Here is a 26,310-nt window from a genome sequence, read left to right as displayed (position 1 = left end):
TCCCAAGAGCCATAACGAGACCGTTATGCCCAGACTGCCGACCGTGCTTTTTTTGCTGTCGCTGATGACCTGGACCGCAACGGCTGGCGCGCTGACTCTAACTGAGGATGAACGTAGCTGGCTGGCGGCTCACCCGGACTTGCGCCTGGGTGTCGATGCATCGTGGCCGCCCTTCGAATTTCGCGACGATGAGGGCCGCTACCAGGGCCTTGCCGCGGATTACATCGAGGTCATTCGCCAAAGGCTGAAAACCCGGCTCACGCCCATCGAGCCGGTGAGCTGGACCGCCGTCCTGGAACAAGCCAAAAAGGGCAAAATCGACCTGCTGCCGGGCATCATGTCGACCCCGGAACGCCAGAAATACCTGTCGTTCACCCGCCCCTATCTGGATTTTCCGATCGTCATCCTGGCCCATGTCAGGGGCGCCCAGCCACACAAATTGCAAGACCTGTATGGCCTGAAAATCGCCGTGGTGGAAAACTACGCCCCCCACGAACTGCTGCGAACCCACAATCCCGACCTGAACCTGGTGGCGATGCCCAACGTCAGCTCGGCGTTACAGGCGCTGGCCACCGGTGCAGTGGATGCGGTGGTGGGCGATCTGGCGTCCAGCGTCTGGAGCCTGCGTCAGCTCAAGCTCGACGGCTTGTATGTCAGCGGTGAAACCCCCTATCGCTATCAACTGGCCATGGCAGTACCCCGCGACAACGCAATCCTCGTCGGCATTCTCGACAAAGTCCTGGCGGACATGAGCCCCGCCGAAATCAGCGCCATTCAGGAGCATTGGGTCGGTAACGTCATCGATCATCGGACATTCTGGAATGACCTGCTGATGTATGGCCTGCCCGGATTGCTGTTGCTGACCCTGGTGCTGGCGACGGTTATCCGCATCAACCGCCGCTTGAGTTCGGAAATCGCCCGCCGGGTCGATCTCGAACAGGAACTGCGCAGCAGCGAGTACCACTACCGTGGCCTGGTAGAGAGCCTGTCGGCCATCGCCTGGGAGGCAAGGGTCACCGACTACACCTACAGTTATGTATCGCCCCACGCCGAAGATCTCCTGGGCTATCCCCTCTCCCATTGGCTGATTCCGGGCTTCTGGCGCAACATCATTCACCCCGCCGACCTGATTCGTGCCCAGACTTTCTGCGATCACGAAGTGCTGGCCGGGCGCGATCACAGCCTCGATTACCGGGTGATCACCGCCGACGGGCGCTGCCTGTGGGTGCGCGACATCGTCAGCCTGATCGAACACGGACATGAGCCGGTGATGCGCGGGCTGATGATCGACATCACCGACGCCAAGCGCACCGAAGAAGCGCTGCGCCTGTCGGAACAGAAATTCGCTTCCGTGTTCCAGCAATGCCCTGACATTCTGGTGATCGCCCGCCTGAGCGACGGTTGCCTGCTGGAGGTCAACGAAGCGTTCGAAGAACAGATCGGCCTCAAGGCCGAGGACGTCATTGGACTGACCGCCACCGACCTGAACATCTGGGGGATTCCCGGCGTTGGGCCGGGTCTGTTGCAACGCTTGCAGGCCGGCAGCATCCGCAACCTGGAAATGCCCTTTCGTCGCAGCAACGGCCAGGTGTTCACCGGGCTGATCTCCGCTGAACCGTTCGACCTCGACATGACACCGGCACTGGTGGTCGTGGTGCGAGACATCACACAGCTCAAGGAAACCCAGCAACAACTGCAAACGTCCGAAGAAAAGTTCGCCAAGGCTTTCCATGCGTCCCCCGACGGCCTGTTGCTGTCGCGGCAAAGTGACGGCTTGCTGTTGGAGGTCAACGAGGGTTTCAGTCGCATCACCGGATTCAACAGCGCCATGTCGGTGGATCGCTCGGTGCTGGACCTGGGGATCTGGGTCAATCTCAATGAACGTAAACAAATGCTCGACCTGCTGCATCGGGACGGTTTTGTCCGCGACTTCAGTTGCCATATCCGCCGCAGCGACGGGCAGATCCGTCTCTGTGAGGTGTCCAGCCGTCCGCTGCCGATCGGCGATGACGACTGCATGCTGACCATCGCCCGGGACATCACCGAGCGGCACCTGATGCAGGAAAAACTGCAACAAGCCGCGACCGTGTTCGAAAGCACCGCCGAAGGCGTGTTGATCACCGACACCCAACAGCACATCAGCGCGGTCAACCGTGCCTTCACCGAAATCACCGGTTACAGCGAAAGCGAAGCGCTGGGCCACACGCCACGGCTGCTCGCTTCGGGCTTGCATGACAGCGCGTTCTACGCGGCCATGTGGCATCAATTGACTGCCGAAGGTCACTGGCAGGGCGAGATTTCCAATCGGCGCAAAAATGGCGAGCTGTACCCGAGCTGGCTGACCATCAGTGCCGTGCGCAACCGCGACAAATTCATCACCCACTTTGTCGCGGTATTCGCCGACATCTCCAGCCTCAAGCATGCCCAGGCCAAGCTCGACTACCAGGCGCACCACGACCCGCTGACCGGCCTGCCGAACCGCACGCTGTTCGAAAACCGCTTGCTGATGGCACTCAACAACCAGCAGGAGAACGGCGGCCAGGGCGCCGTGCTGTTCCTTGACCTTGACCGCTTCAAGCACATCAACGACAGCCTCGGCCACCCGGTGGGCGACCTGCTGCTCAAGGGCATTGCCGTACGTCTCAAGGAGCAGTTGCGGGACATCGACACCGTGGCACGCCTGGGCGGTGACGAGTTCATTATCCTGCTGCCGGGCCTGCAACAACCCAGTGATGCCGACAACATCGCCACCAAATTGCTCAATTGTTTCGCCGCGCCGTTCCAGGCCGGCGAACACGAGTTTTTCATCAGCTCCAGCATCGGTACCAGCCTCTATCCCAAGGATGGCTGCGATGTTGCCACGCTGATCAAGAACGCCGACGCAGCGATGTACCGCTCCAAAGCCAAGGGCCGCAACCGCGTCGAAAGCTACACCCGCGACCTCACCGCCCAGGCCAGCGAACGCGTGGCGCTGGAACACGAACTGCGCCGCGCCATCGAACGCAACGAGTTGCACCTGTGCTACCAACCGAAAATCAGCCTCGTCGACTACAGCCTGGTCGGCGCCGAAGCCCTGATCCGCTGGCGCCACCCGACCTTTGGCGACGTGCCGCGGGAACACTTCATCCCGCTGGCTGAAGAAAACGGCATGATCCTGCAAATCGGCGACTGGGTCCTGGAAACCGCCTGCCGGCAGATGGCCGAGTGGCACCGGCTGTACGAAAGCCCCGGCCCGCTGTCGGTCAACCTTGCCGGCGCCCAATTGCGCCAGCCCAACCTGCTGGGCCGCATCGAACAGTTGCTCAAGGACAACGGCCTCAACCCCGGATTCCTGCAACTGGAAATCACCGAAAACTTCATCATGAGCCAGGCCGAAGAAGCGCTGGCGGTGCTGCATCAACTCAAACATCTGGGCGTGCAACTGGCCATCGATGACTTCGGCACCGGCTACTCGTCCCTGAGTTACCTCAAGCGCCTGCCGCTGGACATCCTCAAGATCGACCAGTCCTTCGTCCGCGGCCTGCCGGACGATCCCCACGATGCGGCAATCGTACGCGCCATCATCGCCCTCGGGCGCAGCATGCAATTCACCGTGATTGCCGAAGGCGTCGAGACCCAGGCGCAACAGCAATTCCTCGCCGCCGAGGGCTGCGAACAGATCCAGGGCTACATTGTCAGCCTGCCCTTGCCCCCCGACGAATTCGCCGCGACGTTTCTTCGTACAACCGTAATGGCTTTTTCGGATAGCACAGCCGCGAAACCGTCGCTATAATCCGCGACCTACTGAGGGCCTATAGCTCAGTTGGTTAGAGCAGAGGACTCATAATCCTTTGGTCCACGGTTCAAGTCCGTGTGGGCCCACCATACTCAAAGCCGCGCATTGCGCGGCTTTCGTGTTTCTGGATGGACCACCGCAGATACAGTCCTATGGTCCATGGGTACAAATTAGGTACAGTGCTGGTTCGCCAGCCGCCTAGGAGCACCCTCTCATGGCTACTCTCGTCAAAACTTCTTCCGGCACCTGGAAGGCACTAATTCGTAAAACTGGCTGGCCCACCGTCGCCAAAACCTTCCGCACCAAACGTGATGCGGAGGACTGGTCTAGGCGAACCGAAGACGAAATGGTACGAGGTGTGTACATCCAGCGCAGCGGCTCCGAGCGCATGACGCTGGAGTCCGCCTTAAAACGCTATCTCAGCGACATCACTCCTACCAAAAAGCCCACAACCCAGCGTGGCGAGATCAACAAAGCCAAGAAACTGATCGAGCACCTCGGCAAATACTCCCTTGCCGCCCTCTCCGCTGAAATCATCGCTGGATACCGCGACAAGCGCCTCAGCGAACCGGGACGCGGTGGAAACATCAGTAACAATACCGTTCGCCTCGAATTGGCGCTGTTGAGCCACCTGTACACCGTGGCGATTCAGGAGTGGGGGTTAGGACTTACGTTCAACCCTGTACTGAACATACGTAAGCCAAGTCCCGGTGACGGAAGAGACCGCCGCCTTTCGCCAGACGAAGAAAGGCGTTTACTGGCGGCGGTGAACGCGCATAGCAACCCAATGCTGGGATGGATTGTGCGCATCGCCTTGGAAACGGGTATGCGCTCGTCTGAGATCTCTTCCTTGCAACGGCCTCAGGTGGATCTGGCTAAGCGCATAGTACGGCTCTCAGACACCAAGAACGACGCATCCCGAACCGTTCCACTGAGCAAGAAAGCCACAGAGGTATTCCACGCTGCGATGAATAACCCGGTGCGTCCGATCGACTGCAATCTTGTGTTTTTTGGTGAACCGGGAAAGGACGGAAAACGCAGGCCGTACTCCTTCACCAAAATTTGGGGGCAGCTAAAGAAAAAACTGAAACTACCGGACTTTAGATTTCACGACCTGCGCCATGAAGCTGTAAGCCGCCTTGTCGAGGGCGGCCTTTCGGATCAGGAGGTATCCGCCATTAGCGGACACAAATCCATGCAGATGCTCAAGCGCTACACTCATCTGCGCGCAGAAGATTTAGTACAACGACTTGATAAAATCGTGAGGTGATATTTTCGTTAGTACAGATTTTGTTGTTTCGGGCTGACCTGATGATGGTCAGCCAAAGTAACTCGAACGGCAGAACTCACAACACCCAAGCAAGGGACCAACAAATGAGAGACTGGAGCCATGAGAATTTTATGGTGGCAACATACGCAAAATATCCAGAATTCGCGTACAAAACTCTTAGAGAAATTTTGCGCGAGATGAGTTACGAGGAACTTCCTATAATACGCCGACAAATCACTCTTGCCTTTGAGAAGGCTCGTTCAAAAAAAACAAAGGCAGAGCTGCAAAAATCATTATCCGCGATTGCAAACGCAATTACTTTAATGCCAATCAGCAAGGAAATTCCTAAACACTAGTTTTTTGATAAACGATCATCGACATGATGGCAGTAATTTGTGATTGAAGAGTTCGAAAATCCCTCATCATCGCAGCAACATCGTGTGAACTTACCCCGACATCGCGCATATCCGCTAGCCATAGTTTCAGAAGCCCGGCTACGCGACCAAGATCACCATTTACTTTCGCAAGGTCAGAAACCGCACCCAAGTCCACAACTGACCGGACTGGACAGTTCAACCCAACATTCCTTAGGTAGGCTGACCTTGACAAGCCTGTCTGTACAGCAAGTTTGGAAATCCCTGCTTTTTCCGCATCTGTCACCCAAACCTCAATAGGCTTACCGCGACGTCGAGCATTCCCTTTCGGTGCCTCAGTGCCGGCCATGTGGGCCTCCTTTGCTCCTGGATGTGGATTCTTTCAGTTAGCTTTGTGAAGCAAAATTCCGTCGAGCCGAAGGCGAATAAGGCAAGGTGTTGGAAGGGAGAGAGCGAAGTCCGCACCCGTACAACACACATCTTGCCGTCTAGTTTCGCGCGATTGAGTGCGACTAGAAGACAATTTTAAACACAAAGCACTGAGTCGCATTAAATCGCATTAAATCGCATTAAATCGCATTAAATCGCTTTGAATCACACTAAATCGCATTGCACAACGCTGATTCTCACTGACTTTCTTGTTACGCACTTCTTAAGCCTCTTATGCGTGAGAAATCTGTACCGCCATAGCAAATGATTAGCTTTTTTACGACAAAAAAACTCACAGCCGGAAAATTAATGGACACTAAACCTTTCAAGGTTCTGGAAGAGTATTTCTTGATACAACAAAAAACATTCAACCAATTTTTTGGTGCATAATCCTATTTATTGCCTCGCTCAGCCGACATCGAAAAAACCCGCTCTCAGCATTAGATGTGACAGAACTATATTTATTGACGTCACTTCTTTGTAGATAGTACCTGCCGCAGACGTCGATGTTTAGGTTCCGCACCCGCCGTAATTATTTGTGCTGACGAAATAACTTCTGACTCTTTTAATTTTTCCTTTTGCAAACGTCGCTTAGCAGTTTCAATTGCACCAGCAGCCACAAACTCACCGCGTTCATAACGTCTCAAAACCCCTTGAAACCAGCGAAGAGGCGTCGTCCGGATTGTACTTTCCGATGCCAACGCGCTTGCCAATTCATCCACTAACTGCTGTAAATCTTCGACAGGAATCGCACGAGCCATACTGACAATCGACTCCCGTTCCATGGCAGATAACTTTCGTGGAAAAATTATTGCTGCACTCTGGTTGCAAAGCTCCCGTGGTTGTAGTGGTTTCTTTAGGTGTTCACGTGGTGGTTCTTGGGGTGACACAGCCGAGTCACACCCGCCCTGACGGAGCTTTGTCACCCCCCCGGTGTCACCGGTGTCACCGCTACCTAGAGTTCTTAAGGTTGAGGGTGACATATTGTCAGGGTACCGCTGCAAAGCGAGTAGATAACTGTTTGACGTCTGCCTGCCATCTGGTCTCCGGCGCTCCTCTACGAGTAAAAGCCCCTGAGCCACAAAGGTTTTGACAGTCCGTTGCACTGTTCTTCCAGAAACACTGCATTTCGCGGCCAAGGTTTTGATACCCGGCCAGCAAAGGCCCTCATCGTCAGCCGCATCAGCTAGAGCCATCAAAATCAGTTTGGACGTGGGCGATAGCGGTTGCCCCCAAGCCCAGTTCATCGCCCTGATACTCATGCGCCAGCGCTGGCCAAATACGCCGCAATACCGCCCGTTCGGAAATACACCCGGCGCCCAATTTTAACCCGAGCCTCATTAATTCGCTCTGCATACGGCTGTGGGCCACGCAAAGCAATCCTAAGGCCATCAGGGCTTCGATGGAGAAGGTCAGCCAGTTGAGCCAGGCTCAGAAGTGGCCCATATAGACTGACCAATGACTCTTCAATTGCTTTTTCATGAAGCTGCATCTGTTCCACCTTCGGTTGTTAACGAATTGAACCGAAATGTAACCCTTGAGATTCTTCATGAAAGAACTAAAATATGTCACCATGGTTGACAAAAAAAAATGCCACTCCAATGCTGCTTTGCTCGACATGATGGTTCGAGAAGGAATGACACCACAGTTGGAGGCTGGCGTCAGAGGCTTCGTGCTGGAATGCACCAGCTCATATAATGTGGCCTCTAGGAAATATTCTATTTGGAGCTTACTTAGTAAGCACGTCGACGTACCTCTAGCCGAATCATTGAATAAATTAGGCATACCTCATCTGTTCGACGGCCCATTCTCTAAGTGGCTGCACAACAGAAGAATGGCGGAAATGAGTAGATTTTTTAAAACCATATTACGCTCAAATCAAAAATGCCCTGAGCTAATAGCGAATATCGAATCACTTATAGAAGTTTCATATCACACACTAGCAAAAAGACCCTCAAAAAAGATAGCAGTAGCAGGAGAGAAAGGCTCACCTCAACTTAATCATAGAAAACAAGTTGATCATCGCCATTATCCATACTGCGAACTATGCTGGCAGCTATCGCAGGCCGCAGAACGAAACGTCGATAACCCAGAGAAAAGTTCTGCGACTCAGAGATTTTGCAATGACCATAACCCCAGCGTGCAAAGTTCAAAGTATAGGAATGACCATCGTTTCCGAGACCGATTTCACGAAGAACTTAGAAGAGTAAAATCAGATCGGCACCAAAAATTTATTGATGAGGCCGCGTTACGCTTACAGGCCTACAAAAATGCGCACAGAAGAGTTGCATCACTACATAATGAAATCATACAACTTCACGAGAAGGGCCTTAAGCAGTCCGAAATATCGAGACAGTTGAGCATCACTAGGCAGGCTGTTTCGAAATCACTAAAAACGCAGAATTCAACACGAAATCCATAGCAAGCAATCCGCTTTAATTATAAAACCAAATACACGCACAATTTTATAATAACCTAGGTATAAAATTTAGAGCAATCGCAATTGAGCACACAAAACAGATAAAAAATCCAAAACCGGATTAAATTGACAAAACCAGCCCCGCGATGTAAATTTGCCACCATTGCATTTTTTTAAAATTTAAGATACCGAGACAGCAGCATGGACGACGCTTACCTTAACGACATAGTTGTAAAACATACTAATTTAAAATCAAAATGCTGGGTGGTGCGTCCGGGAGCTAGGTATCGCTTCATTGAACCGTTCCTTGATGACGGTTTTATTGCCATGGCGCATCTTGACGGCAGCCTTCTTGAACAAGAAGCGTTAGACGAATTGAAAGAAGCAAGCGGGGAGAAAATTTATTCCGCATGTGATAAATTCAATACACCACTAACGATTAACGCACGCGCTCAAGTCATTGCATTTGTTAATGACATGAAAGTTGGCGATGTAGTGTTCACTCTATCTAGGGACTACATCTACCCTGGAGTCATCAGCTCTGACGCATTCACAAGTTTGTTAGCATTATCTCCCGACGAGAGCTTCCAAGTCAGACGCGAAGTGACTTGGGGAGATAGGATTGAGCGCGACAAAATCCCCGTCACCCTAGCCAAAAGCTTCAATGCTTACCAAGCTGTTTTCTCACTTGGGGAAAACTCAAAAGAAATCCACCACTGGCTTAGCTCATTTTTCATCAGTGACAAGACTTACTTTAGTAGTCTTCGGGTCAATCAGGAAGGCTCTCTAAGCCATCACTCCCTAAAAAATCTTTCTGAGTTGATGGACAGATTGCAGGTGCTGTCTGTTGCGATTGGACAGTCCGATGCAGGCCAGATTAAAGAAGATATTGCCGACGGCCTTACTCTAGATCAAATTCTTTCTTTTATGTCTGAATTTGATAAGCAAGGGCTCCTCCTACTAACTTCTCAACAAGTTATTACTTCTCCTGGCGATCTTTGGTATGGGCTAAAAACCCAATCTGCTCGGGCAGGGGTTGCTTTCTTAATGGGAGTTGCTCTTTTGTTTGATCAAAGCATTGCCTTTGCAGACCCTGCGCTAAGCAAAATCTGCGAAGAAGTAAAGCCGCTTGTAGAAAAAAACCTCCCAGCTGTAAAGCAAAATGTAGATTTAACTGATGTAAAAAAGAAATTGTGGGTGGGCGTATCTAAACAGAATAAAAGCTTTGTCGAAAAAGAAAGACCTAAGTCTGACGATTTCCCGTTAGATGGCGACCCTCGCTATTCTACTAGGTGAAAAATATGTACCAATCTATCAGCTCACTGATTTGGTATATCGTAGGATTCTTTCTGCTCGCCATAATTCTCTGGTATTTTTGGGCGAAAGTATCTACTTTATTAACACGCCTGATGAATGGCCATCAGGCTTATAATAATGTAGTCATCGCCACATGTGCATTAGTCACACTCCTTTGGGGATGTTATACCTTTGACGCGCTTCAACAGAGAAGTAGAGCTGTTGCAGAGCTAGCGGAAATTCAGAAGCGAATCAAAGATACTGAGGCTACCTTTCTAGACATCAAGGTAACTCAAACAAAAGCATCTAAAGGATTTTATCTAAACCCCACAGTCTCAATAAAAAATAGCAGCAGCGAGGCCATTTACTTTAAATTATGCAAAGACTCACTTTCGGTTAGTCAGTTAGCGTTCAGCCCAGAGGGTAGAGCAAAGTCTGTAAAACGATTCACTCCTGCGTTATATGAAAAAATATCCGACGACTCAAAAATCCCCAACACCACTTTTCATGACATCCGAGTTCCGGTTTCTTCCGAGCGCAACTTGAACTTTTTCTTACCTGTTCAAGAAGCTGGAGTTTACTACATAACCTTCTCAGCACTATCTTCTAATGATGCAAACGGCGCTCAATCTAAAGATTCAAATGGTACTGAACCGAAGAATGCCAACGGAGATAAATCCGAGGTCGCGTGTAGTTTCGACACCGGAGAAGGCATCCCAAAAGACAAGAAAATCAATGGAAAGGATTCTATCTGGTTCGCTTCGACTTATTTGATCGTCAAATGATGCTGCTGCGTTGATTGGTGCCAAAGAGGTACGACTGAGGTACAGTGCTCAGCTTCTGCAAGCTTCGTTAGAATACGCGTGAGGCCTGTAATTATGGGGGTTCCAGCTATGCCAAACTTCGTTCAGTTACGAACGGTTTCTTTAGGCATATCATTACTCCCAGCAACTCATAATCCTTTGGTCCACGGTTCAAGTCCGTGTGGGCCCACCAAACAAAAAAGCCGCGCATTGCGCGGCTTTTGCGTGTCTGGCTGATCGGTTTTTATAGAGACGTTTTTATCGTCTCAATTGGCAAAGTTCTCGATCTTCACCTGGCCCTCGGGGAAAGTGGCGATGATTTCCAGCTCGCCAGCCATGGCGCGGATGTAGTTGCGCAAAGTACTGATGTACATGTCCGTTCGCCGCTCCATCTTGGAGATCGCCGCCTGGTTGACATGCAGTGTCCTGGCCAGTGTGTCCTGACTCAACGCTTGCGCCTGGCGCAACTCGTGCAACGGCATTTGAGCTCGTAGCTTCTGATGCAAAGCCTCGACACGCGCTTGAGACTCTGGAGAGCGACGTGCCACCAAATCAGCAAATTTTTTAGCCATTGTCATAGCCCTCTTTCATCAATGTTTCCAAGTGCTCGTCGTAGAGACGCTCGGCCAGTGGCACGTGTTCCGCATACCAACGCTCCTGGCCGGTTTCATCACCGCCAATCAGCAGAATCGCGCTGCGCCATAACTTTAAAGGGAATAAATGTATGAGCTTCAGCGGTGCCCAACCACCCTGAATCCCCTGTCAATTGTTAGCGATGGTTACTGGCGGGGCGGCCTCATGACAACGCAGGAACCAGGCGTTTGGCGCAACGACTCAAAGGATGCACTGACCTGGAAAATCGCTCGTCGCGCCAGCCTTCGTTTACTGAGGGTGTCGAAATATCGGATGACGCCTTAGGACCTTGTAGGCAAACTCCGAATCTTGCTGTTGGGCACTTTGCCGCCTTGTTGCGCTTTTCTTTGACGGGATAGTCTCCGGACGTCGCTGAGCATTCAGCGATCGGGCTTGGAAACCCGTCGAACCTTAACGCAACAGCGCGCAATCATGACAACAGGCGTTTTTACGCCTGCAATCGTGTGTCATGGCAGCTGTGCGTGGGACGCCTTCGGGCGTGCCGGTTCCTTGGTTCCCGGTTTTCCAACCTGCGTACAGCTGCCACCCATTCGCTTGGAAACGAACGTGACAGCTCCTCGAACCTTGGAGTGACACCATGACTAAAACAGATGCATCTGCAATTTCAGAACTAAAAACCGTCGGCTTCACCCCCTTCCTGTATCTCTCGGATCAACCCTTGTTCCACGTCTGCCGCGATGTCCCCATCACCGACGCCCTGGCCCAAGCCTCCGACCTGCTATACCTCGCCAAGTCTCTCACCGTGGACGCCGCCTACGCTCAAGACTCCGACCGTCACGCCTGGGCCGCGCACTACCTGACGACGATGAGCAAAGCGGTGATTGATGATGTAGTGAAGGTGTTGATGCGCAGACCTGCTCAAACGAGAGCACAAGCAGATCAATAGAATAAACAGAGCCTGAAAATTCCCAAAAAGGGACCGAGCGTTCCCTTTTTGGGACTGATAGGGCCAGGCTCTTCAGTCCAAGCACATCACGATGGTATGGGCTGCACGGCCCGCAGCCGTTCCAGCATCGGCCCGGTGAACACCACCTCATACGTATCCGCCGCCCGCCCCCATTGCTCCACAAGAGCCATACCGTCCACCAGCGCCCCTGCCAATTCGGCAATCGTCTCGGCCTGATCCTCGATGATTTTTTGCGTCCGACCCCACACCCGATCAGTCATCGCTTTAAGCTCCGCCGTTATGCGCTCGTTCGACGCTGGATCGGTATCGGGGTAGACGATGTTGCGCAGCAGATGCTGAAGCTCCCTGATTTTTGCGTAGTCCTGTTCCGCCCCCTGCTCGCCTTTGAGGATGGCGGTGGCTTTGAGCTTGTCGACGTGTTTTGCGGTTGAAGATTTTGAAGCGAGTGTCTGCGCCATAGCGCCCGCCAGGAGCACCATCATCCGGGCTTCCAGATGTTCCTTCATGGCATCTATCGACGAAATGGGGCGCACCAGGGTAATGGAAGCCCCGCCCTGGTGTCGCAAATCCCTGGTCACGGTCAGGGTCACGCCGCCCGTTTCAAAGCCCAGGGCGCGGGCCACCACGTAGTGCCCCATTTCGTGATGGGCGATCTGCAATGCGCGGTCGCGTACAGCGGCAGGCAGGTTCGTCGTCATGTCCATTGCCTCGGATCCTTCGTACTCGCATTCGACTACGAGTGACGGTCGCTGTCCATCCTGTCGCCCCGCACAATCAATAATGCAGGAGCGAGCTTGCTCGCGATGGACTTGATCGCGCCGCGGCCATTCAGACAGCACGCGTTATCGTTCACGCCCATCGCGAGCAAGCTCGCTCCTACACCACCTTATTTGGGCAAAGCGTAGGCAATCACATAATCCCCACGATCCGTTGACTGACGCGCACCGCCGACCGTCAGCAGGATGTACTGCCTGCCGGTTTTCGGTGAAACGTAGGTCATCGGCCCGGACTGGCTGCCCACCGGCAAACGCGACTTCCAGATTTCGTTGCCGTTGCCGGTGTCGAAGGCGCGCAGGTAGAAGTCCTGGGTGCCGGCGAAGAACAGCAGGCCCGACTGGGTGGCGAGCGATGCGCCGAGGGTCGGCATGCCGATCGGGATCGGCAGGTGCATGCGGATGCCCAGCGGGCCGGTGTCCTGTACGGTGCCGACCGGGACTTGCCACATCAGTTTGTGGGTCTTGAGGTCGATGGCAGACATGGTGCCGAACGGTGGTTTCTGGCACGGAATGCCGACCGCCGAGAGGAAGCGCTCGCGCATGGCACCGAACGGTGTGCCTTCCTGCGGCACCACGCCCATTTCAATGCCGCTGGCTCCGGCTTTGATCTTGTCGCGCGGGATCATGTAGTTGGCTAGGCCCAGGCGCATGTCGTTGACGAACATGTAATTGGTGTTCGGATCAACCGAGACACTGCCCCAGTTCATGCCGCCCAGCGAGCCCGGGAATTGCAGGGCGCGGTCCATGCCCGGCGGGGTGTAGACGCCTTCGTGACGCATGCCTTTGAACTGGATGCGGCACATCAACTGGTCAAACGGCGTGGCGCCCCACATATCGGACTCGGTCAGGGTCTTGTTGCCGATTGACGGCATGTCGACCGAGAACGGTTGGGTTGGCGAATAGCGTTCGCCGGGAACCTTGCCTTGTGGCACCGGGCGCTCTTCGACGCGGGCTATCGGCACGCCGGTTTCGCGGTTGAGCAGGAAGATCTCGCCCTGCTTGGTGACTTGCGCCAGGGCTGGCTGGGTGCCGCCCTTGTCGTCCGGCACGTCGTACAGCAGCGGTTGCGCCGGCAGGTCGAAGTCCCACAGGTCGTGGTGAGTGGTCTGGAAGTGCCAGCGCACCTGACCGGTTTTCACGTCGATGGCGACGATGGACGAGCTCCACTTGTCGTCGAACTCGGTGCGTTGACCGCCGAAGAAGTCTGGCGTTGCGTTGCCGGTCGGCAGGTAGACCAGACCGAGCTTGGCGTCGTAGGACATGGCCGACCACACGTTCGGCGTGCCACGGGTGTAAGTCTCACCGGCCGGCGGACGTTTGGTGGTGTTCGGATTGCCCGGATCCCACGCCCACACCAGTTCACCGCTGCGCACGTCGTAGGCACGCACCACGCCCGGCGGTTCGCCGGTGGAGTAGTTGTCGGCCACGCGGCCACCGACGATCACCACGTCCCCTGCGACCAGCGGGGTCGAGGTTTGCTGGTAGTAACCGGGCTTCACTTCGCCCATGTCGGTGGTCAGGTCGACGGTGCCTTTGTTGCCGAACTCTTCGCAGGGCTTGCCGGTGTCGGCGTTGATGGCGATCAGACGGGCATCGCCGGTCGGCAGAAACAGACGTTTCGTACAGGCGGTTGGCTGATTGTCCGAAGACGCCGGGGTTTCGGAGTAGCCCAGGCCACGGCAGCGCTGCCAGTTGGGCGCGGTGCCTTGCGGGTCGAACTTCCAGCGCTGGGTGCCGGTGTCGGCATCCAGGGCGAAGACTTTGCCGTAGGCGGTGCAGGTGTAGACCGTGTCACCGATTTGCAGCGGGGTGTTCTGGTCTTCGGCGCCGGCACCGGTGCTTTGCGGGATATCGCCGGTGCGGAAGGTCCAGGCGACCTGCAACTTGTCGATATTGCCCTTGTTGATCTGGTCCAGCGCGGCAAAGCGGTTGCCGGCGGTGGTGTTGCCCCAGTGCGCCCAGTCTTTCTGCTCGGTGCCCGGCAGGACCGGCGTGACCGCAGGTTCAACGGAGGCCTTGACCACGTGGGTCGGCACGAACATGTAGGCCATCGTCGCCACAACGCCCACACCCAGAATGCTGGCCAGGCCGTAGGCGCCACGCCCACCGGTCGCGCCCGAAGCGCGGACCAGGGTCGGATAGATCAGCGCCACCACCAGACCGATCACGGCGAAGGTCAGCACCCGCGAGACCAGCGGCCAGTATTCAAGACCCGCATCCCATACCGCCCAGACCGCGGTGAGGACCAGCGCCACACCATACAGCCAGGCGCCCAGCGGCTTGCGACGGGCAATCAACAGGCCGGACACCAGCATCGCCAGGCCCATCAGCAGGAAATAGCCACTACCACCCAGCGCAATCAGATAGCCACCGCCACCCGCCAGGCCGAGCCCGATCAGTGCAATCAGCACACCCAGCCCCGCCAGCAACCATTTGCTGCCGGCGGCAGCCCCAGAATTGTTCATGTCGGACATTTTCCCCATTTGTGACAAGGGCGGAATAATGTACTAACTGGTTACTTATGGCAATTTGTCGCAGGCAGAAATGTCATGAACGGTACTGAGGCCAGATCAGGGATCCGTCGCGAGCGTCGTACAGAATCTGCCTGTAACATGCTTGCGCACTGATCCATGCCGCTGGAGATAAGCCTTTGCCTGACACTCGCCCACCCGTTCTCGACGAAATCGACCGCCAGCTGATTGCAGCCCTGCAGATCAACGCCCGTGAGAGCGTGGCCATGCTCGCCCGGCAACTGGGCATCGCCCGCACCACCGTCACCTCGCGCCTGGCGCGGCTGGAAAAGGCCAAAGTGATCACCGGCTACGGCGTGCGCCTCGGGCAGCGGGTGGTGGACGGCGGGTTGCAGGCGTATGTCGGGATCACGGTGCAACCGCGTTCCGGCAAGGAGGTGTTGCGCCGCCTGAGCGCGATGGCGCAGGTACAGCAGTTGTGCGCGGTGAGTGGCGAATTTGATTATGTGGCGTGGTTGCGCACCGATTCGCCGGAGCAGCTGGATCAGTTGCTGGATCAGATTGGCAGTGTGGATGGGGTGGAGAAGACCACGACGTCGATCATCTTGAGCAGCAAGATTGATCGGGGGCAGCCGGTTTGACTTTTCAGGCCTGGGTTCATCGGTGACTGAACTGGCGCTATCGCGAGCAAGCTCGCTCCCACAGTGGACAGTGTGTACATCGATATCGTCATATTGACAAATAAAATGGCAAAACGACGACACTTTGCGTCTTATTAACGTGTTCTGTGCTCTCTAGAATGGCTGGCATCTTTTCCTATACTCAGATGCGCATTCCGCGTCGGGTCGCCAGCAAGGTCAGCCATGAACAAGAACAATCGCCATCCTGCAGACGGTAAAAAACCAATCACCATTTTCGGCCCGGACTTTCCCTTCGCCTTCGACGACTGGATCGAACACCCGGCCGGGCTGGGCAGTATTCCCGAGCACAATCACGGTGCCGAAGTGGCGATTGTCGGCGGCGGGATTGCCGGTCTGGTGGCCGCGTATGAGTTGATGAAACTGGGGCTGAAACCGGTCGTCTACGAAGCCTCGAAAATGGGTGGCCGTCTGCGTTCCCAGGCCTTCAACGGCGCCGAAGGCATCGTGGCCGAACTGGGTGGCATGCGCTTCCCGGTGTCGTCCACCGCGTTCTATCACTACGTCGACAAGCTCGGCCTGGAAACCAAACCGTTCCCCAACCCGCTGACGCCTGCATCGGGCAGCACGGTCATCGACCTCGAAGGCCAGACCCATTACGCACAGAAGCTGTCGGACCTTCCTGCGCTGTTCCAGGAAGTGGCTGACGCCTGGGCCGACGCCCTGGAAGCCGGTTCGCAGTTCTCGGATATCCAGCAAGCCATTCGCGACCGCGACGTGCCGCGCCTCAAGGAACTGTGGAACACCCTGGTGCCACTGTGGGACGACCGCACCTTCTATGATTTTGTCGCCACGTCCAAAGCCTTTGCCAAGCTGTCGTTCCATCACCGCGAAGTGTTTGGCCAGGTCGGTTTCGGCACCGGCGGCTGGGATTCGGACTTCCCCAACTCGATGCTGGAAATCTTCCGCGTGGTGATGACCAACTGCGACGATCACCAGCATCTGGTGGTCGGCGGCGTGGAACAGGTGCCACAAGGCATCTGGCGCCATGTGCCGGAGCGTTGCGCGCACTGGCCGGCCGGCACCAGCCTCAGCTCCCTGCACAGCGGCGCGCCGCGCACCGGCGTGAAGAAGATTGCCCACGCACCGGGCGGCCGTTTCGCCGTCACCGACAACTGGGGCGACACCCGCGAATACGCCGCCGTATTGACCACCTGCCAGAGCTGGCTGCTGACCACCCAGATCGAATGCGACGAAACCCTGTTCTCACAAAAGATGTGGATGGCCCTGGACCGCACCCGCTACATGCAATCGTCGAAAACCTTCGTGATGGTCGACCGCCCGTTCTGGAAGGACAAGGATCCGGAAACCGGTCGCGATCTGATGAGCATGACCCTCACCGATCGCCTGACCCGTGGCACCTACCTGTTCGACAACGGTGACGACAAGCCAGGGGTGATTTGCCTGTCGTACTCGTGGATGAGCGACGCGCTGAAAATGCTCCCGCACCCGGTGGAAAAACGCGTGAAACTGGCGCTGGATGCACTGAAGAAGATCTACCCGAAAGTCGACATCGCCGCGCGGATCATCGGCGATCCGATCACAGTGTCCTGGGAAGCCGACCCGCATTTCCTCGGCGCGTTCAAAGGCGCACTGCCCGGTCACTACCGCTACAACCAGCGCATGTACGCGCACTTCATGCAGGACGACATGCCGGCAGAACAGCGCGGGATCTTCATCGCTGGCGACGACGTTTCGTGGACGCCAGCCTGGGTTGAAGGCGCGGTTCAGACCTCGCTCAACGCGGTGTGGGGCATCATGAAACACTTCGGCGGTGCAACTCACGCCGAGAATCCGGGTCCAGGAGATGTATTCAACGAGATCGGACCGATCGCCCTGCCTGAGTAAGAGGAATCCGAAATGCGCGTAGCCCTTTACCAATGTCCACCGTTGCCGCTGGATGTCGCCGGCAACCTGCAACGCCTGCAACAACTGGCGCTGGAGGCAAAAGGCGCGGACCTGCTGGTGCTGCCGGAGATGTTCCTGACCGGCTACAACATCGGCGTCGATGCCGTCAGCGTGTTGGCGGAGGTGTACAACGGTGAGTCGGCGCAGCAGATCGCGCGCATTGCCAAGGCAACCGGGATTGCCATCTTGTATGGCTATCCCGAGCGCACCGAGGACGGGCAGATCTACAACGCCGTGCAGTTGATCGACGCCCATGGCGAGCGCGTGTGCAACTACCGCAAGACGCACTTGTTCGGCGACCTCGATCACTCGATGTTCAGTGCAGGTTCCGATGAGTTTCCCATCGTTGAGCTCAACGGCTGGAAGCTCGGTTTCCTGATCTGCTACGACCTGGAGTTTCCGGAAAATGCCCGACGCCTGGCCCTGGGCGGCGCCGAGCTGATTCTGGTGCCGACCGCAAACATGATTCCGTTCGATTTCGTCGCCGATGTCACCGTGCGTTCCCGCGCCTTCGAAAACCAATGCTATGTGGCTTACGCCAACTACTGTGGCCATGAAGGCGACATCCACTATTGCGGCCAGAGCAGCATTGCTGCGCCGGATGGCAGCCGTATCGCTCAGGCGGGACTGGATGAATCGCTGATTGTCGGTGAGCTGGATCGACAGTTGATGGTCGATTCCCGTGCCGCCAATCGCTACCTGATCGATCGTCGTCCCGAGCTTTACGGCGAGCTGAACAAGTCCTAATCCGCTAGCATTGGCACTTCACTGTTCTGGAAGTGCCCATGCCCGCGCTGAATCACCCTCGCCCCCACACTGAAACCCTGGCCAACGGCTTGCGGGTGACGCTGCGTCATGCCCCGAATCTGAAGCGTTGCGCAGCAGCGTTGCGGGTCGCCGCGGGCAGCCATGATGTGCCGCTGGCGTGGCCGGGACTGGCGCACTTTCTTGAGCATCTGCTGTTTCTGGGGACCGAGCGTTTTCCTGCCGGGCAAGGGTTGATGGCCTACGTCCAGAGTCATGGCGGCCAGATGAACGCGCGCACCAGCGAGCGCACCACGGACTACTTTTTCGAACTGCCACCCCAGGCATTTGCCGGTGGGCTGGAGCGTCTGTCAGACATGCTCGCCCATCCGCGTATGAATCCGGACGATCAGCAGCGGGAACGGGAAGTGCTGCAGGCGGAGTTTGTCGCCTGGTCACAGGATGCGGCAGCGCAGCAGCAATTTGCGCTGTTCGACGGACTGTCAGAAGCACATCCGCTTCGCGGTTTTCATGCCGGTAATCGCGCCACCCTGCCTGTAGAGCAGCCCGAGTTTCAGCAGGCGTTGCAGGATTTCTATCAGCGGTTTTACCAGACCGGGCAGATGACGTTGAGCCTGGCCGGGCCGCAAAGCCTCGAAGAGCTAAGGACCCTGGCTGAAGCCTTTGGTAACGTCATCGCCCAGGGAGAAAGCATTGAGCAACAGGCTCCTGTGCCACTGATGTCGGCCTCAGAAAGCAGTTATCAACAGGCTGAAGCACGGCGACTGGATTGGCTGTTCGCCCTCGAATCGCTGCCCGAGACTTGCGCCGAGGCGCTGGCATTCTTGTGCCACTGGCTGAATTCGGCAAAACCCGGTGGCTTGTCGGTGGACCTGCGCGAGCGCGGGCTGGCCGATCACCTGAAAGCCCAGCCGCTGTACCAGTTCGCAGGACAAGCCTTGCTGCATATCGAGTTCACGTTGCCGGCCAATGGGTTGCCGACAGGGATTCACGAACGCCTTATGGACTGGCTGAGCTTTTTTGCCCAGCAGGACTGGACCCCGTTGCGCGAAGAATACGCCACCCTGCACCAGCGCCAGCAACAGGTCAGCAGTGCCTTGCAATTGGCCCGGCTGGACAGCGAACAACACGAAGTCGGGTTATCTGGCCAAGGCGTTACAGCGCTCAAGCAAATCCTCACTCAAATCGGCGCTGTGGATAACTTCAGCGGCCCATGGCAGTTGCCCGCCCCCAACCCGTTCCTGCGCACCGAAACACCAGCGCCCAACGCCGGACTGATTCGTGGCCAGACCAGCGCCCACCGCGGCCTGCGCACCTTTGCCCAGGATCGCTCGCGCAGCCGTCGTGAACGTTCGCCGATGCAATTCAGCCAGGCCTTGCCGGACAACAGCGCGGAAGGTGCGATTTATCTGCGCTGGCGTCTGGACTCGAGTCCCGCCAGCGCCCTTCAATCACACCTGGAAAACAACCTGCATGCGCTGCGCGAAGACGCGCGTCAGGCCGGTGTGGATGTTTCCTTCAGTGCCTCGGGCAACGAATGGCTGCTGAAAATGACCGGACTGCAGGAGCCGATGCCCACCGTCCTGGAGCATGCGCTGAAAGAACTGACACAACCTGACGCTGCAGTCTCACAAGCCACGCCGGCAAGCGTCGCGCTGATGCCCATTCGACAGCTGCTCAAGGCATTGCCCGATCACTGCCTTGCGCACACCGCGAACACGGACGATACGCAGCAACTCTGGTCGAGTGCACGCTGGGATGGCCTGGCGATTGGCCTGTCCGCCCAGACTCAAGCGGCCATGGGCCTGGCCTTGAGCCGTGTACCCGGCACGCCGGACAATCAATTGACCCCGCCGCCGACCCTCCCGTCACAACGTCTGTGGAGCGCCGTCGACAGCGATTCCAGCGAGCACGCACTGCTGCTGTTTTGCCCTGCCGCGACCGGGGAATTGGCCGACGAAGCCGCGTGGCGTCTGCTTGCGCACTTCTGTCAGACGCCGTTCTACCAGCGCCTGCGAGTGGAGTTGCAACTGGGCTATGCGGTGTTCAGCGCCCTGCGCCAGATTCACGGGACAGCCGGATTACTGTTCGGTGTGCAATCACCGAACGTAGCGCCGGCAGAACTGCTGCAACACATCGAGCAGTTCCTCAGCGATCTGCCAATGCTGATCAATGCCCTCGATGACAACGCGTTCATCGCCGGGCGCCAGACCCTGGCCGAGCAATTTTCCCAGGCTGCCTTGCCCACTGCCCAGGCTGCGGAATTGCTTTGGCAGGGCAAGCTGGGCGGCCGCTCGTCGGATTATCTGACGCAATTGCCCGAGGCCATTTTGCAAATTGACCGGGTCGCTCTACTGGCGGCGGCCCGACGCCTGAATCAGGCCGATGGCGGCTGGCGCTGCCTGGCCAGTTCCACCAGCCCAGGCACGCCATGGCAAGCGGCAAAATGATCATTACCGGGGCGGTAAGGAGCTTTCTCAAAGTTTCACGGGCAATCTCTTTGAAATTTTGAGTAACATAGCAACCTAACTATTTGGAACATCTCTGACCTGAGGTGGACTAAACCTATAGATAGCGCTGTCCCACCTACCTGAAGGAGTTCAATTGATGGCCTGGACCAAACCTGCCTACACCGACCTGCGTATCGGCTTTGAAGTCACCATGTACTTCGCAAGCCGCTAATCTCTGCTTTGGCAGATGTGCAGCACAACGCCTCGGTTATCCGAGGCGTTTTATTTTCAGCGTTGAAATGATGGAGCGTCCATGTTTGTCCAGATTCTAGGTTCCGCCGCCGGCGGCGGCTTCCCCCAGTGGAACTGCAACTGCGTGAACTGCGCAGGCTTTCGCGACGGCAGCCTGCGGGCCAAGGCGCGGACGCAGTCGTCCATGGCAATTTCCGATGACGGCGTGAACTGGGTGCTGTGCAACACCTCCCCGGACATCCGCGCCCAACTCCAGGGTTTCGCCCCGATGCAGCCGGGCCGCGCCCTGCGCGATACCGGGATCGGCGCGATCATCCTGATGGACAGCCAGATCGACCACACCACCGGCCTGCTCATGCTGCGCGAGGGTTGCCCGCATCAGGTCTGGTGCACCGACATGGTCCACGAAGACCTGAGCAGCGGCTTTCCGCTGTTCACCATGCTCAACCACTGGAATGGCGGGCTGACCTGGAATCGCATCGAACTCGACCAGAGCTTCAGCGTACCGGCCTGCCCGAACCTGCGCTTCACCCCGCTGCCTTTGCGCAGTGCCGCGCCGCCCTACTCGCCGCACCGCTTCGACCCGCATCCGGGCGACAACATCGGCCTGATCGTCGAGGACCTCAACACTGGCGGCAAACTGTTCTACGCACCGGGTCTGGGCAAGGTGGATGCAGCGCTGCTGGAGATCATGGCCGGCAGCGATTGCCTGCTGGTCGACGGCACGCTGTGGGATGACGATGAAATGCAGCGTCGTGGCGTAGGCACCCGCACCGGTCGGGAGATGGGCCACCTGGCGCAAAACGGCCCCGGCGGCATGCTCGAAGTGCTGGAGCAACTGCCCACGCAGCGCAAGGTGCTTATCCACATCAACAACACCAACCCGATTCTCGATGAAGACTCGCCCGAGCGCACGGAGCTGGATCGGCGCCAGGTTGAAGTGGCGTATGACGGCATGAGTATCGTGCTGTAGCGGAGGGCCCCTTCGCGAGCAAGCCCGCTCCCACATTTGAAATGCATTCCATTGTGGGAGCGGGCTTGCCCGCGAAGGCGTCCGACCAGACACCAAAGATTTCAACGGTTGTGCACCGGAGAACCGCAATGACTGACACCCCGATGTCCCCCGCCGAATTCGAAGCGGCCCTGCGCGCCAAGGGCGCCTACTACCACATCCATCACCCCTACCACGTGGCGATGTACGAAGGCCGGGCGACCCGCGAGCAGATCCAGGGCTGGGTCGCCAACCGTTTCTACTATCAGGTGAACATCCCCCTGAAAGACGCGGCCATTCTGGCGAATTGCCCTGACCGCGAGATCCGCCGCGAGTGGATTCAGCGCCTGCTCGACCACGACGGCGCGCCCGGTGAAGACGGCGGCATCGAAGCCTGGCTGCGTTTGGGCCAGGCCGTCGGCCTCGACCCGGACCAGTTGCGTTCCCAGGAGCTGGTACTGCCCGGCGTGCGCTTCGCCGTGGACGCCTACGTCAACTTCGCCCGCCGCGCCAGCTGGCAGGAGGCCGCCAGCAGCTCGCTGACCGAACTGTTCGCCCCGCAGATCCACCAATCGCGCCTGGACAGTTGGCCGCAGCATTACCCCTGGATCGACCCGGCCGGCTACGAGTATTTCCGCACGCGCCTGGGCCAGGCACGGCGTGATGTCGAGCACGGCCTGGCGATCACGTTGCAGCACTACACCACCCGAGAAGGCCAGGAGCGCATGCTGGAAATTCTCCAGTTCAAACTGGACATTCTTTGGAGCATGCTCGATGCCATGAGCATGGCCTACGAACTGAAACGCCCGCCGTATCACAGCGTGACCGGGGAACGGGTCTGGCACAAAGGAATCACCTTATGAGTTTCGATCGCAGCAAGACCCCGACCTGGCGTCCCGGCTACCGCTTCCAGTACGAACCGGCGCAGAAAGGCCACGTGCTGCTGTACCCGGAAGGCATGATCAAGCTCAATGAAAGCGCCGCACTGATCGGTGGCTTGATTGACGGTGAACGGGATGTCGCGGCGATCATTACCGAACTCGAGCAACAGTTCCCCGGCGTGCCCGAACTCGGTGACGACATCGAACAATTCATGGAGGTGGCCCGTGCGCAGCACTGGATCGAACTTGCCTGATTCATCAGTGCAAGTGCCGCCCAAACCGGAAGTCGGCCTGCCGCTGTGGCTGCTCGCCGAACTGACCTATCGCTGCCCGCTGCAATGCCCGTACTGCTCCAATCCGCTGGATTTCGCCGAGCAAGGCAAAGAGCTGAGCACCGAACAGTGGATCAAGGTATTCCGTGAAGCGCGGGAAATGGGCGCCGCGCAACTGGGCTTTTCCGGCGGTGAACCGCTGGTGCGCCAGGACCTCGCCGAGCTGATTACCGAAGCCCGCCAACTGGGTTTCTACACCAACCTGATCACCTCCGGCATCGGCCTCACTGAGCAGAAAATCAGCGACTTCAAGAAGGCCGGCCTCGATCACATCCAGATCAGTTTCCAGGCCAGCGACGAACAAGTGAACAACTTGCTGGCCGGCTCGAAAAAGGCCTTTGCGCAGAAACTGGAAATGGCCCGGGCGGTGAAGGCCCATGGTTATCCGATGGTGCTGAACTTCGTCACCCATCGGCACAACATCGACCAGATCGACCGCATCATCGAGCTGTGCATTGCACTGGAAGCGGACTTCGTCGAGCTCGCCACGTGCCAGTTCTACGGTTGGGCACAACTCAATCGCGTCGGGCTATTGCCGACCCGGGAGCAACTGGTGCGCGCCGAACGCATCACCAATGAATACCGCGCCAAACTGGAAGCCCAAGGGCATCCGTGCAAGCTGATTTTCGTCACCCCGGACTATTACGAAGAACGCCCGAAAGCCTGCATGAACGGCTGGGGCAGTATTTTTCTGACGGTCACACCGGACGGAACCGCCCTGCCCTGTCACGGTGCCCGACAGCTGCCGGTGCAGTTTCCCAACGTGCGTGATCACAGCATGCAGCACATCTGGTACGACTCGTTCGGCTTCAATCGCTTTCGCGGTTACGACTGGATGCCCGAGCCCTGCCGCTCCTGTGACGAGAAAGAAAAAGACTTCGGCGGCTGCCGCTGCCAGGCGTTCATGCTCACCGGTGATGCCAGCAACGCCGACCCGGTGTGCAGCAAGTCGCCACAACACGGCGTGATCCTCAAGGCTCGCGAAGAAGCCGAACACGCGACCCAGACCATCGACCAACTGGCCTTTCGCAATGAACGAAACTCACGCCTCATCGCCAAAAGCTGAACCTTTCAGCGCTGCCAAAGCCGTGGCTGCCGGTATCGACTTTGCCGAACTACAGGTCGGTCCAAACGGCCTGTTCTGGAACGAGTACCGCCCCGAAGACGCGGCGTGCCGGATCTGGCATTGGCGTGAAGGCACAGCGAAATGCCTGACGCCGCCGGGGTTCAGCGTTCGCAGTCGGGTGTACGAATATGGCGGTGGAGCCTTTTGTCTGACGGACGACGGCATCGTTTTCGTCAACGAAGCCGACCAGCAGTTGTATCGGCAAACACTGCAAGACGAAGTACCCGAAAGGCTGACGTCCGGTGCGTGCCGTTTTGGCGATCTGCAGTTCGCCAACGGGCAGGTGCTGGCGGTCGAGGAGCATCGAGACCAACACCGACTGGTGGCGATCGATCTGCTGGATGGCGCACGCCACCTGCTGGCCGAAGGTGCTGATTTCTACGCGGCACCGACGCTGAGCCCTGATGCCCGGCGCCTGGCCTGGATCGAATGGAGTCGCCCGGATCAGCCATGGACAGCAACCCGCTTGATGGTTGCCGAACGCCTCGCCCATGGCGGCTTTGCCGAGGCGCGTTGTGTGGCGGGCGACGGTGCTCAAGAGTCGGTGCAACAACCACGATTTGATGCCGACGGTCGCTTGTACTGCCTGACGGATCGCGGCGGTTACTGGCAGCCATGGGTGGAATCCGGGAAAGGCCTGAGCCCATTGCCAAGTGCCAACGCCGACCATGGCCCGGCACCCTGGCAACTCGGCGGTAGCACCTGGTTGCCGCTGGGCGACGACAGATATCTGGCCAGTTGGACCGAAGGCGGGTTTGGCCGTTTGGGCATAGGCGGCGACTCCTGCGCCGACTTCACCGGCGACTACAGCCGCTTCCGCCATCTCGCGGTGGATGGGCAATTCATTTATTGCATTGCAGCGTCGCCCGCCAGTTCAAGCGCCGTCATTGCCATCGACCGTCAAAACCGGCAAGTGAAGGTCCTGGCCGGCGGCATCGCACCGCTTCCTCCCGAACGGATCAGCCGCCCGCAGACCTTGCGCTACCCCAGTGGCTCAGGCGAAGCACACGGCTTCTTCTACCCGGCAATGACCGGCGAGGCGAAACCGCCACTGGTGGTGTTCATCCATGGCGGCCCGACGTCGGCGTGCTACCCGATGCTCGATCCGCGCATCCAGTTCTGGACACAGCGGGGCTTCGCCGTGGCCGACCTCAACTATCGCGGCAGCAGCGGTTATGGCCGGGCCTATCGTCAGGCACTTCATTTGAGTTGGGGTGATGTGGATGTCGAAGACGCTTGCGCCGTGGTCAGTTACCTCAACGAACGGGGCCTGATCGACGGCAACAAGGCCTTCATTCGCGGCGGCAGCGCCGGCGGCTACACAACGCTTTGCGCCTTGGCGTTTCACAACGTGTTCTGTGCCGGTGCCAGTCTGTATGGCGTCAGTGACCCGGTAGCACTTGGGCGCGCGACCCACAAATTCGAAAGCGACTATCTGGACTGGTTGATCGGCGATCCTCTGCTGGACGCCGAACGCTACGCCGCCCGCACTCCGCTGCTGCATGCCAGCAACATCCGCGTGCCGATGATCTTCTTTCAAGGAGAACTGGATGCCGTGGTCGTCCCGCAACAGACCCGCGACATGGTCGCGGCGCTGCAGGACAACGGCATCCTGGTCGAAGCGCATTACTACGCAGAAGAACGCCATGGCTTTCGCAAGGCCGGCAATCAAGCCCATGCGCTGGAGCAGGAGTGGTTGTTTTATCGAAGGGTGATGGAATTGGCGAACTGAA

At 57.3% G+C, this 26,310-nt stretch carries 22 protein-coding genes, 1 tRNA gene and 2 pseudogenes; 18 read left to right on the top strand and 7 right to left on the bottom strand.

Annotation, left to right across the window (positions count from 1 at the left end; all coding sequences use genetic code 11):
- The first annotated feature begins 25 nt into the window (after positions 1–25).
- From AC07YV_RS15815 to AC07YV_RS15800, 4 genes are all read left to right on the top strand, one after another.
- Positions 26–3,772: a bifunctional diguanylate cyclase/phosphodiesterase gene (locus AC07YV_RS15815; RefSeq protein ID WP_102700178.1), complete on the top strand. Its 3,747-nt coding sequence runs from the start codon at positions 26–28 to the stop codon at positions 3,770–3,772.
- Positions 3,773–3,787: 15 nt separating this feature from the next.
- Positions 3,788–3,864 (top strand) — tRNA-Ile (locus AC07YV_RS15810).
- A gap of 125 nt (positions 3,865–3,989) precedes the next feature.
- The gene (locus AC07YV_RS15805; RefSeq protein WP_102700177.1) at positions 3,990–5,045 is read left to right on the top strand and encodes a site-specific integrase; all 1,056 of its coding nucleotides are present in this window, start codon (positions 3,990–3,992) and stop codon (positions 5,043–5,045) included.
- Between the two features lie 41 nt (positions 5,046–5,086).
- Positions 5,087–5,401 carry a hypothetical protein gene (locus tag AC07YV_RS15800; protein WP_146025368.1) on the top strand — a complete coding sequence of 105 codons (315 nt, stop codon included), beginning with the start codon at positions 5,087–5,089 and terminating at the stop codon, positions 5,399–5,401.
- Here the strand turns inward: AC07YV_RS15800 and AC07YV_RS15795 are convergent.
- From AC07YV_RS15795 to AC07YV_RS15785, 3 genes and pseudogenes are all read right to left on the bottom strand, one after another.
- Positions 5,391–5,768, bottom strand: a complete 378-nt coding sequence (locus tag AC07YV_RS15795; RefSeq protein ID WP_102700175.1) for a plasmid mobilization protein — start codon at positions 5,766–5,768, stop codon at positions 5,391–5,393. The two genes, AC07YV_RS15800 and AC07YV_RS15795, sit on opposite strands and share 11 nt — an antisense overlap.
- Positions 5,769–6,318: 550 nt before the next feature.
- Complete coding sequence (locus AC07YV_RS15790; protein ID WP_494990323.1) at positions 6,319–6,633, bottom strand: hypothetical protein; 315 nt, start codon at positions 6,631–6,633, stop codon at positions 6,319–6,321.
- Positions 6,634–6,924: 291 nt separating this feature from the next.
- Positions 6,925–7,095, bottom strand: a pseudogene (locus tag AC07YV_RS15785) (helix-turn-helix domain-containing protein); the annotation flags it as partial.
- A gap of 302 nt (positions 7,096–7,397) precedes the next feature.
- Here AC07YV_RS15785 and AC07YV_RS15780 point away from each other — a divergent pair.
- The 3 genes from AC07YV_RS15780 to AC07YV_RS15770 all read left to right on the top strand — a co-directional run bounded on the left by AC07YV_RS15780 (position 7,398) and on the right by AC07YV_RS15770 (position 10,348).
- Entirely contained in the window at positions 7,398–8,270 is an 873-nt protein-coding gene (locus AC07YV_RS15780; protein WP_146025367.1) for a helix-turn-helix domain-containing protein, read from the top strand.
- Positions 8,271–8,468: 198 nt separating this feature from the next.
- Positions 8,469–9,563 (top strand): hypothetical protein, encoded by a 1,095-nt coding sequence (locus tag AC07YV_RS15775; RefSeq protein ID WP_102700171.1) that lies wholly within the window; start codon positions 8,469–8,471, stop codon positions 9,561–9,563.
- 5 nt (positions 9,564–9,568) lie between these two features.
- Complete coding sequence (locus AC07YV_RS15770) at positions 9,569–10,348, top strand: hypothetical protein (protein WP_146025366.1); 780 nt, start codon at positions 9,569–9,571, stop codon at positions 10,346–10,348.
- A 284-nt stretch (positions 10,349–10,632) separates the two neighbouring features.
- Here the strand turns inward: AC07YV_RS15770 and AC07YV_RS15765 are convergent, their stop codons facing one another.
- Both AC07YV_RS15765 and AC07YV_RS15760 read right to left on the bottom strand, forming a co-directional pair.
- Positions 10,633–10,938: an XRE family transcriptional regulator gene (locus tag AC07YV_RS15765; protein WP_102700211.1), complete on the bottom strand. Its 306-nt coding sequence runs from the start codon at positions 10,936–10,938 to the stop codon at positions 10,633–10,635.
- A pseudogene (locus tag AC07YV_RS15760) lies at positions 10,931–11,065 on the bottom strand (type II toxin-antitoxin system RelE/ParE family toxin); the annotation flags it as partial. The pseudogene AC07YV_RS15760 and the gene AC07YV_RS15765, both read right to left, overlap by 8 nt.
- A 532-nt stretch (positions 11,066–11,597) precedes the next feature.
- On the opposite strand from AC07YV_RS15760, the gene AC07YV_RS15755 reads away from it, so the two are divergent.
- Positions 11,598–11,906: a DUF3077 domain-containing protein gene (locus tag AC07YV_RS15755; RefSeq protein ID WP_102700170.1), complete on the top strand. Its 309-nt coding sequence runs from the start codon at positions 11,598–11,600 to the stop codon at positions 11,904–11,906.
- A gap of 86 nt (positions 11,907–11,992) precedes the next feature.
- Here AC07YV_RS15755 and AC07YV_RS15750 read toward each other — a convergent pair whose 3' ends face one another.
- Together AC07YV_RS15750 and AC07YV_RS15745 are read right to left on the bottom strand one after the other, a co-directional pair.
- Positions 11,993–12,625 carry a zinc metalloprotease gene (locus AC07YV_RS15750; protein ID WP_102700210.1) on the bottom strand — a complete coding sequence of 211 codons (633 nt, stop codon included), beginning with the start codon at positions 12,623–12,625 and terminating at the stop codon, positions 11,993–11,995.
- A gap of 188 nt (positions 12,626–12,813) precedes the next feature.
- Positions 12,814–15,168 carry a glucose/quinate/shikimate family membrane-bound PQQ-dependent dehydrogenase gene (locus AC07YV_RS15745; protein ID WP_102700169.1) on the bottom strand — a complete coding sequence of 785 codons (2,355 nt, stop codon included), beginning with the start codon at positions 15,166–15,168 and terminating at the stop codon, positions 12,814–12,816.
- Positions 15,169–15,353: 185 nt separating this feature from the next.
- Between AC07YV_RS15745 and AC07YV_RS15740 the strand changes: the two genes are divergently transcribed.
- The 10 genes from AC07YV_RS15740 to AC07YV_RS15695 all read left to right on the top strand — a co-directional run bounded on the left by AC07YV_RS15740 (position 15,354) and on the right by AC07YV_RS15695 (position 26,309).
- Positions 15,354–15,815, top strand: a complete 462-nt coding sequence (locus tag AC07YV_RS15740; RefSeq protein ID WP_007980298.1) for an Lrp/AsnC family transcriptional regulator — start codon at positions 15,354–15,356, stop codon at positions 15,813–15,815.
- A gap of 222 nt (positions 15,816–16,037) precedes the next feature.
- The gene (locus AC07YV_RS15735; RefSeq protein WP_007980300.1) at positions 16,038–17,720 is read left to right on the top strand and encodes a flavin monoamine oxidase family protein; all 1,683 of its coding nucleotides are present in this window, start codon (positions 16,038–16,040) and stop codon (positions 17,718–17,720) included.
- A 12-nt stretch (positions 17,721–17,732) separates the two neighbouring features.
- Entirely contained in the window at positions 17,733–18,527 is a 795-nt protein-coding gene (locus tag AC07YV_RS15730) for a carbon-nitrogen hydrolase family protein (RefSeq protein ID WP_102700168.1), read from the top strand.
- A gap of 38 nt (positions 18,528–18,565) precedes the next feature.
- Positions 18,566–20,995 (top strand): pyrroloquinoline quinone biosynthesis protein PqqF, encoded by a 2,430-nt coding sequence (gene pqqF, locus AC07YV_RS15725; RefSeq protein WP_102700167.1) that lies wholly within the window; start codon positions 18,566–18,568, stop codon positions 20,993–20,995.
- Between the two features lie 157 nt (positions 20,996–21,152).
- Entirely contained in the window at positions 21,153–21,227 is a 75-nt protein-coding gene (pqqA, locus tag AC07YV_RS15720) for a pyrroloquinoline quinone precursor peptide PqqA (protein WP_003444522.1), read from the top strand.
- An 81-nt stretch (positions 21,228–21,308) separates the two neighbouring features.
- Positions 21,309–22,220, top strand: a complete 912-nt coding sequence (pqqB, locus tag AC07YV_RS15715) for a pyrroloquinoline quinone biosynthesis protein PqqB (protein WP_102700166.1) — start codon at positions 21,309–21,311, stop codon at positions 22,218–22,220.
- 128 nt (positions 22,221–22,348) lie between these two features.
- Positions 22,349–23,101 carry a pyrroloquinoline-quinone synthase PqqC gene (pqqC, locus tag AC07YV_RS15710; protein ID WP_007993179.1) on the top strand — a complete coding sequence of 251 codons (753 nt, stop codon included), beginning with the start codon at positions 22,349–22,351 and terminating at the stop codon, positions 23,099–23,101.
- On the top strand, positions 23,098–23,373 hold the full coding sequence (pqqD, locus tag AC07YV_RS15705) for a pyrroloquinoline quinone biosynthesis peptide chaperone PqqD (RefSeq protein ID WP_102700164.1): 276 nt from the start codon (positions 23,098–23,100) through the stop codon (positions 23,371–23,373). Before pqqC ends, pqqD begins: the two co-directional genes overlap by 4 nt.
- On the top strand, positions 23,345–24,517 hold the full coding sequence (pqqE, locus tag AC07YV_RS15700) for a pyrroloquinoline quinone biosynthesis protein PqqE (protein WP_102700163.1): 1,173 nt from the start codon (positions 23,345–23,347) through the stop codon (positions 24,515–24,517). Before pqqD ends, pqqE begins: the two co-directional genes overlap by 29 nt.
- Complete coding sequence (locus AC07YV_RS15695; protein WP_102700162.1) at positions 24,483–26,309, top strand: S9 family peptidase; 1,827 nt, start codon at positions 24,483–24,485, stop codon at positions 26,307–26,309. Before pqqE ends, AC07YV_RS15695 begins: the two co-directional genes overlap by 35 nt.
- Position 26,310 lies beyond the last annotated feature (1 nt).

The sequence above is a fragment of the Pseudomonas sp. GW456-E7 genome (assembly GCF_059424105.1).
Note: the sequence above shows the minus strand (reverse complement) of the source record. Positions and strands in the feature narration are given on the sequence as shown.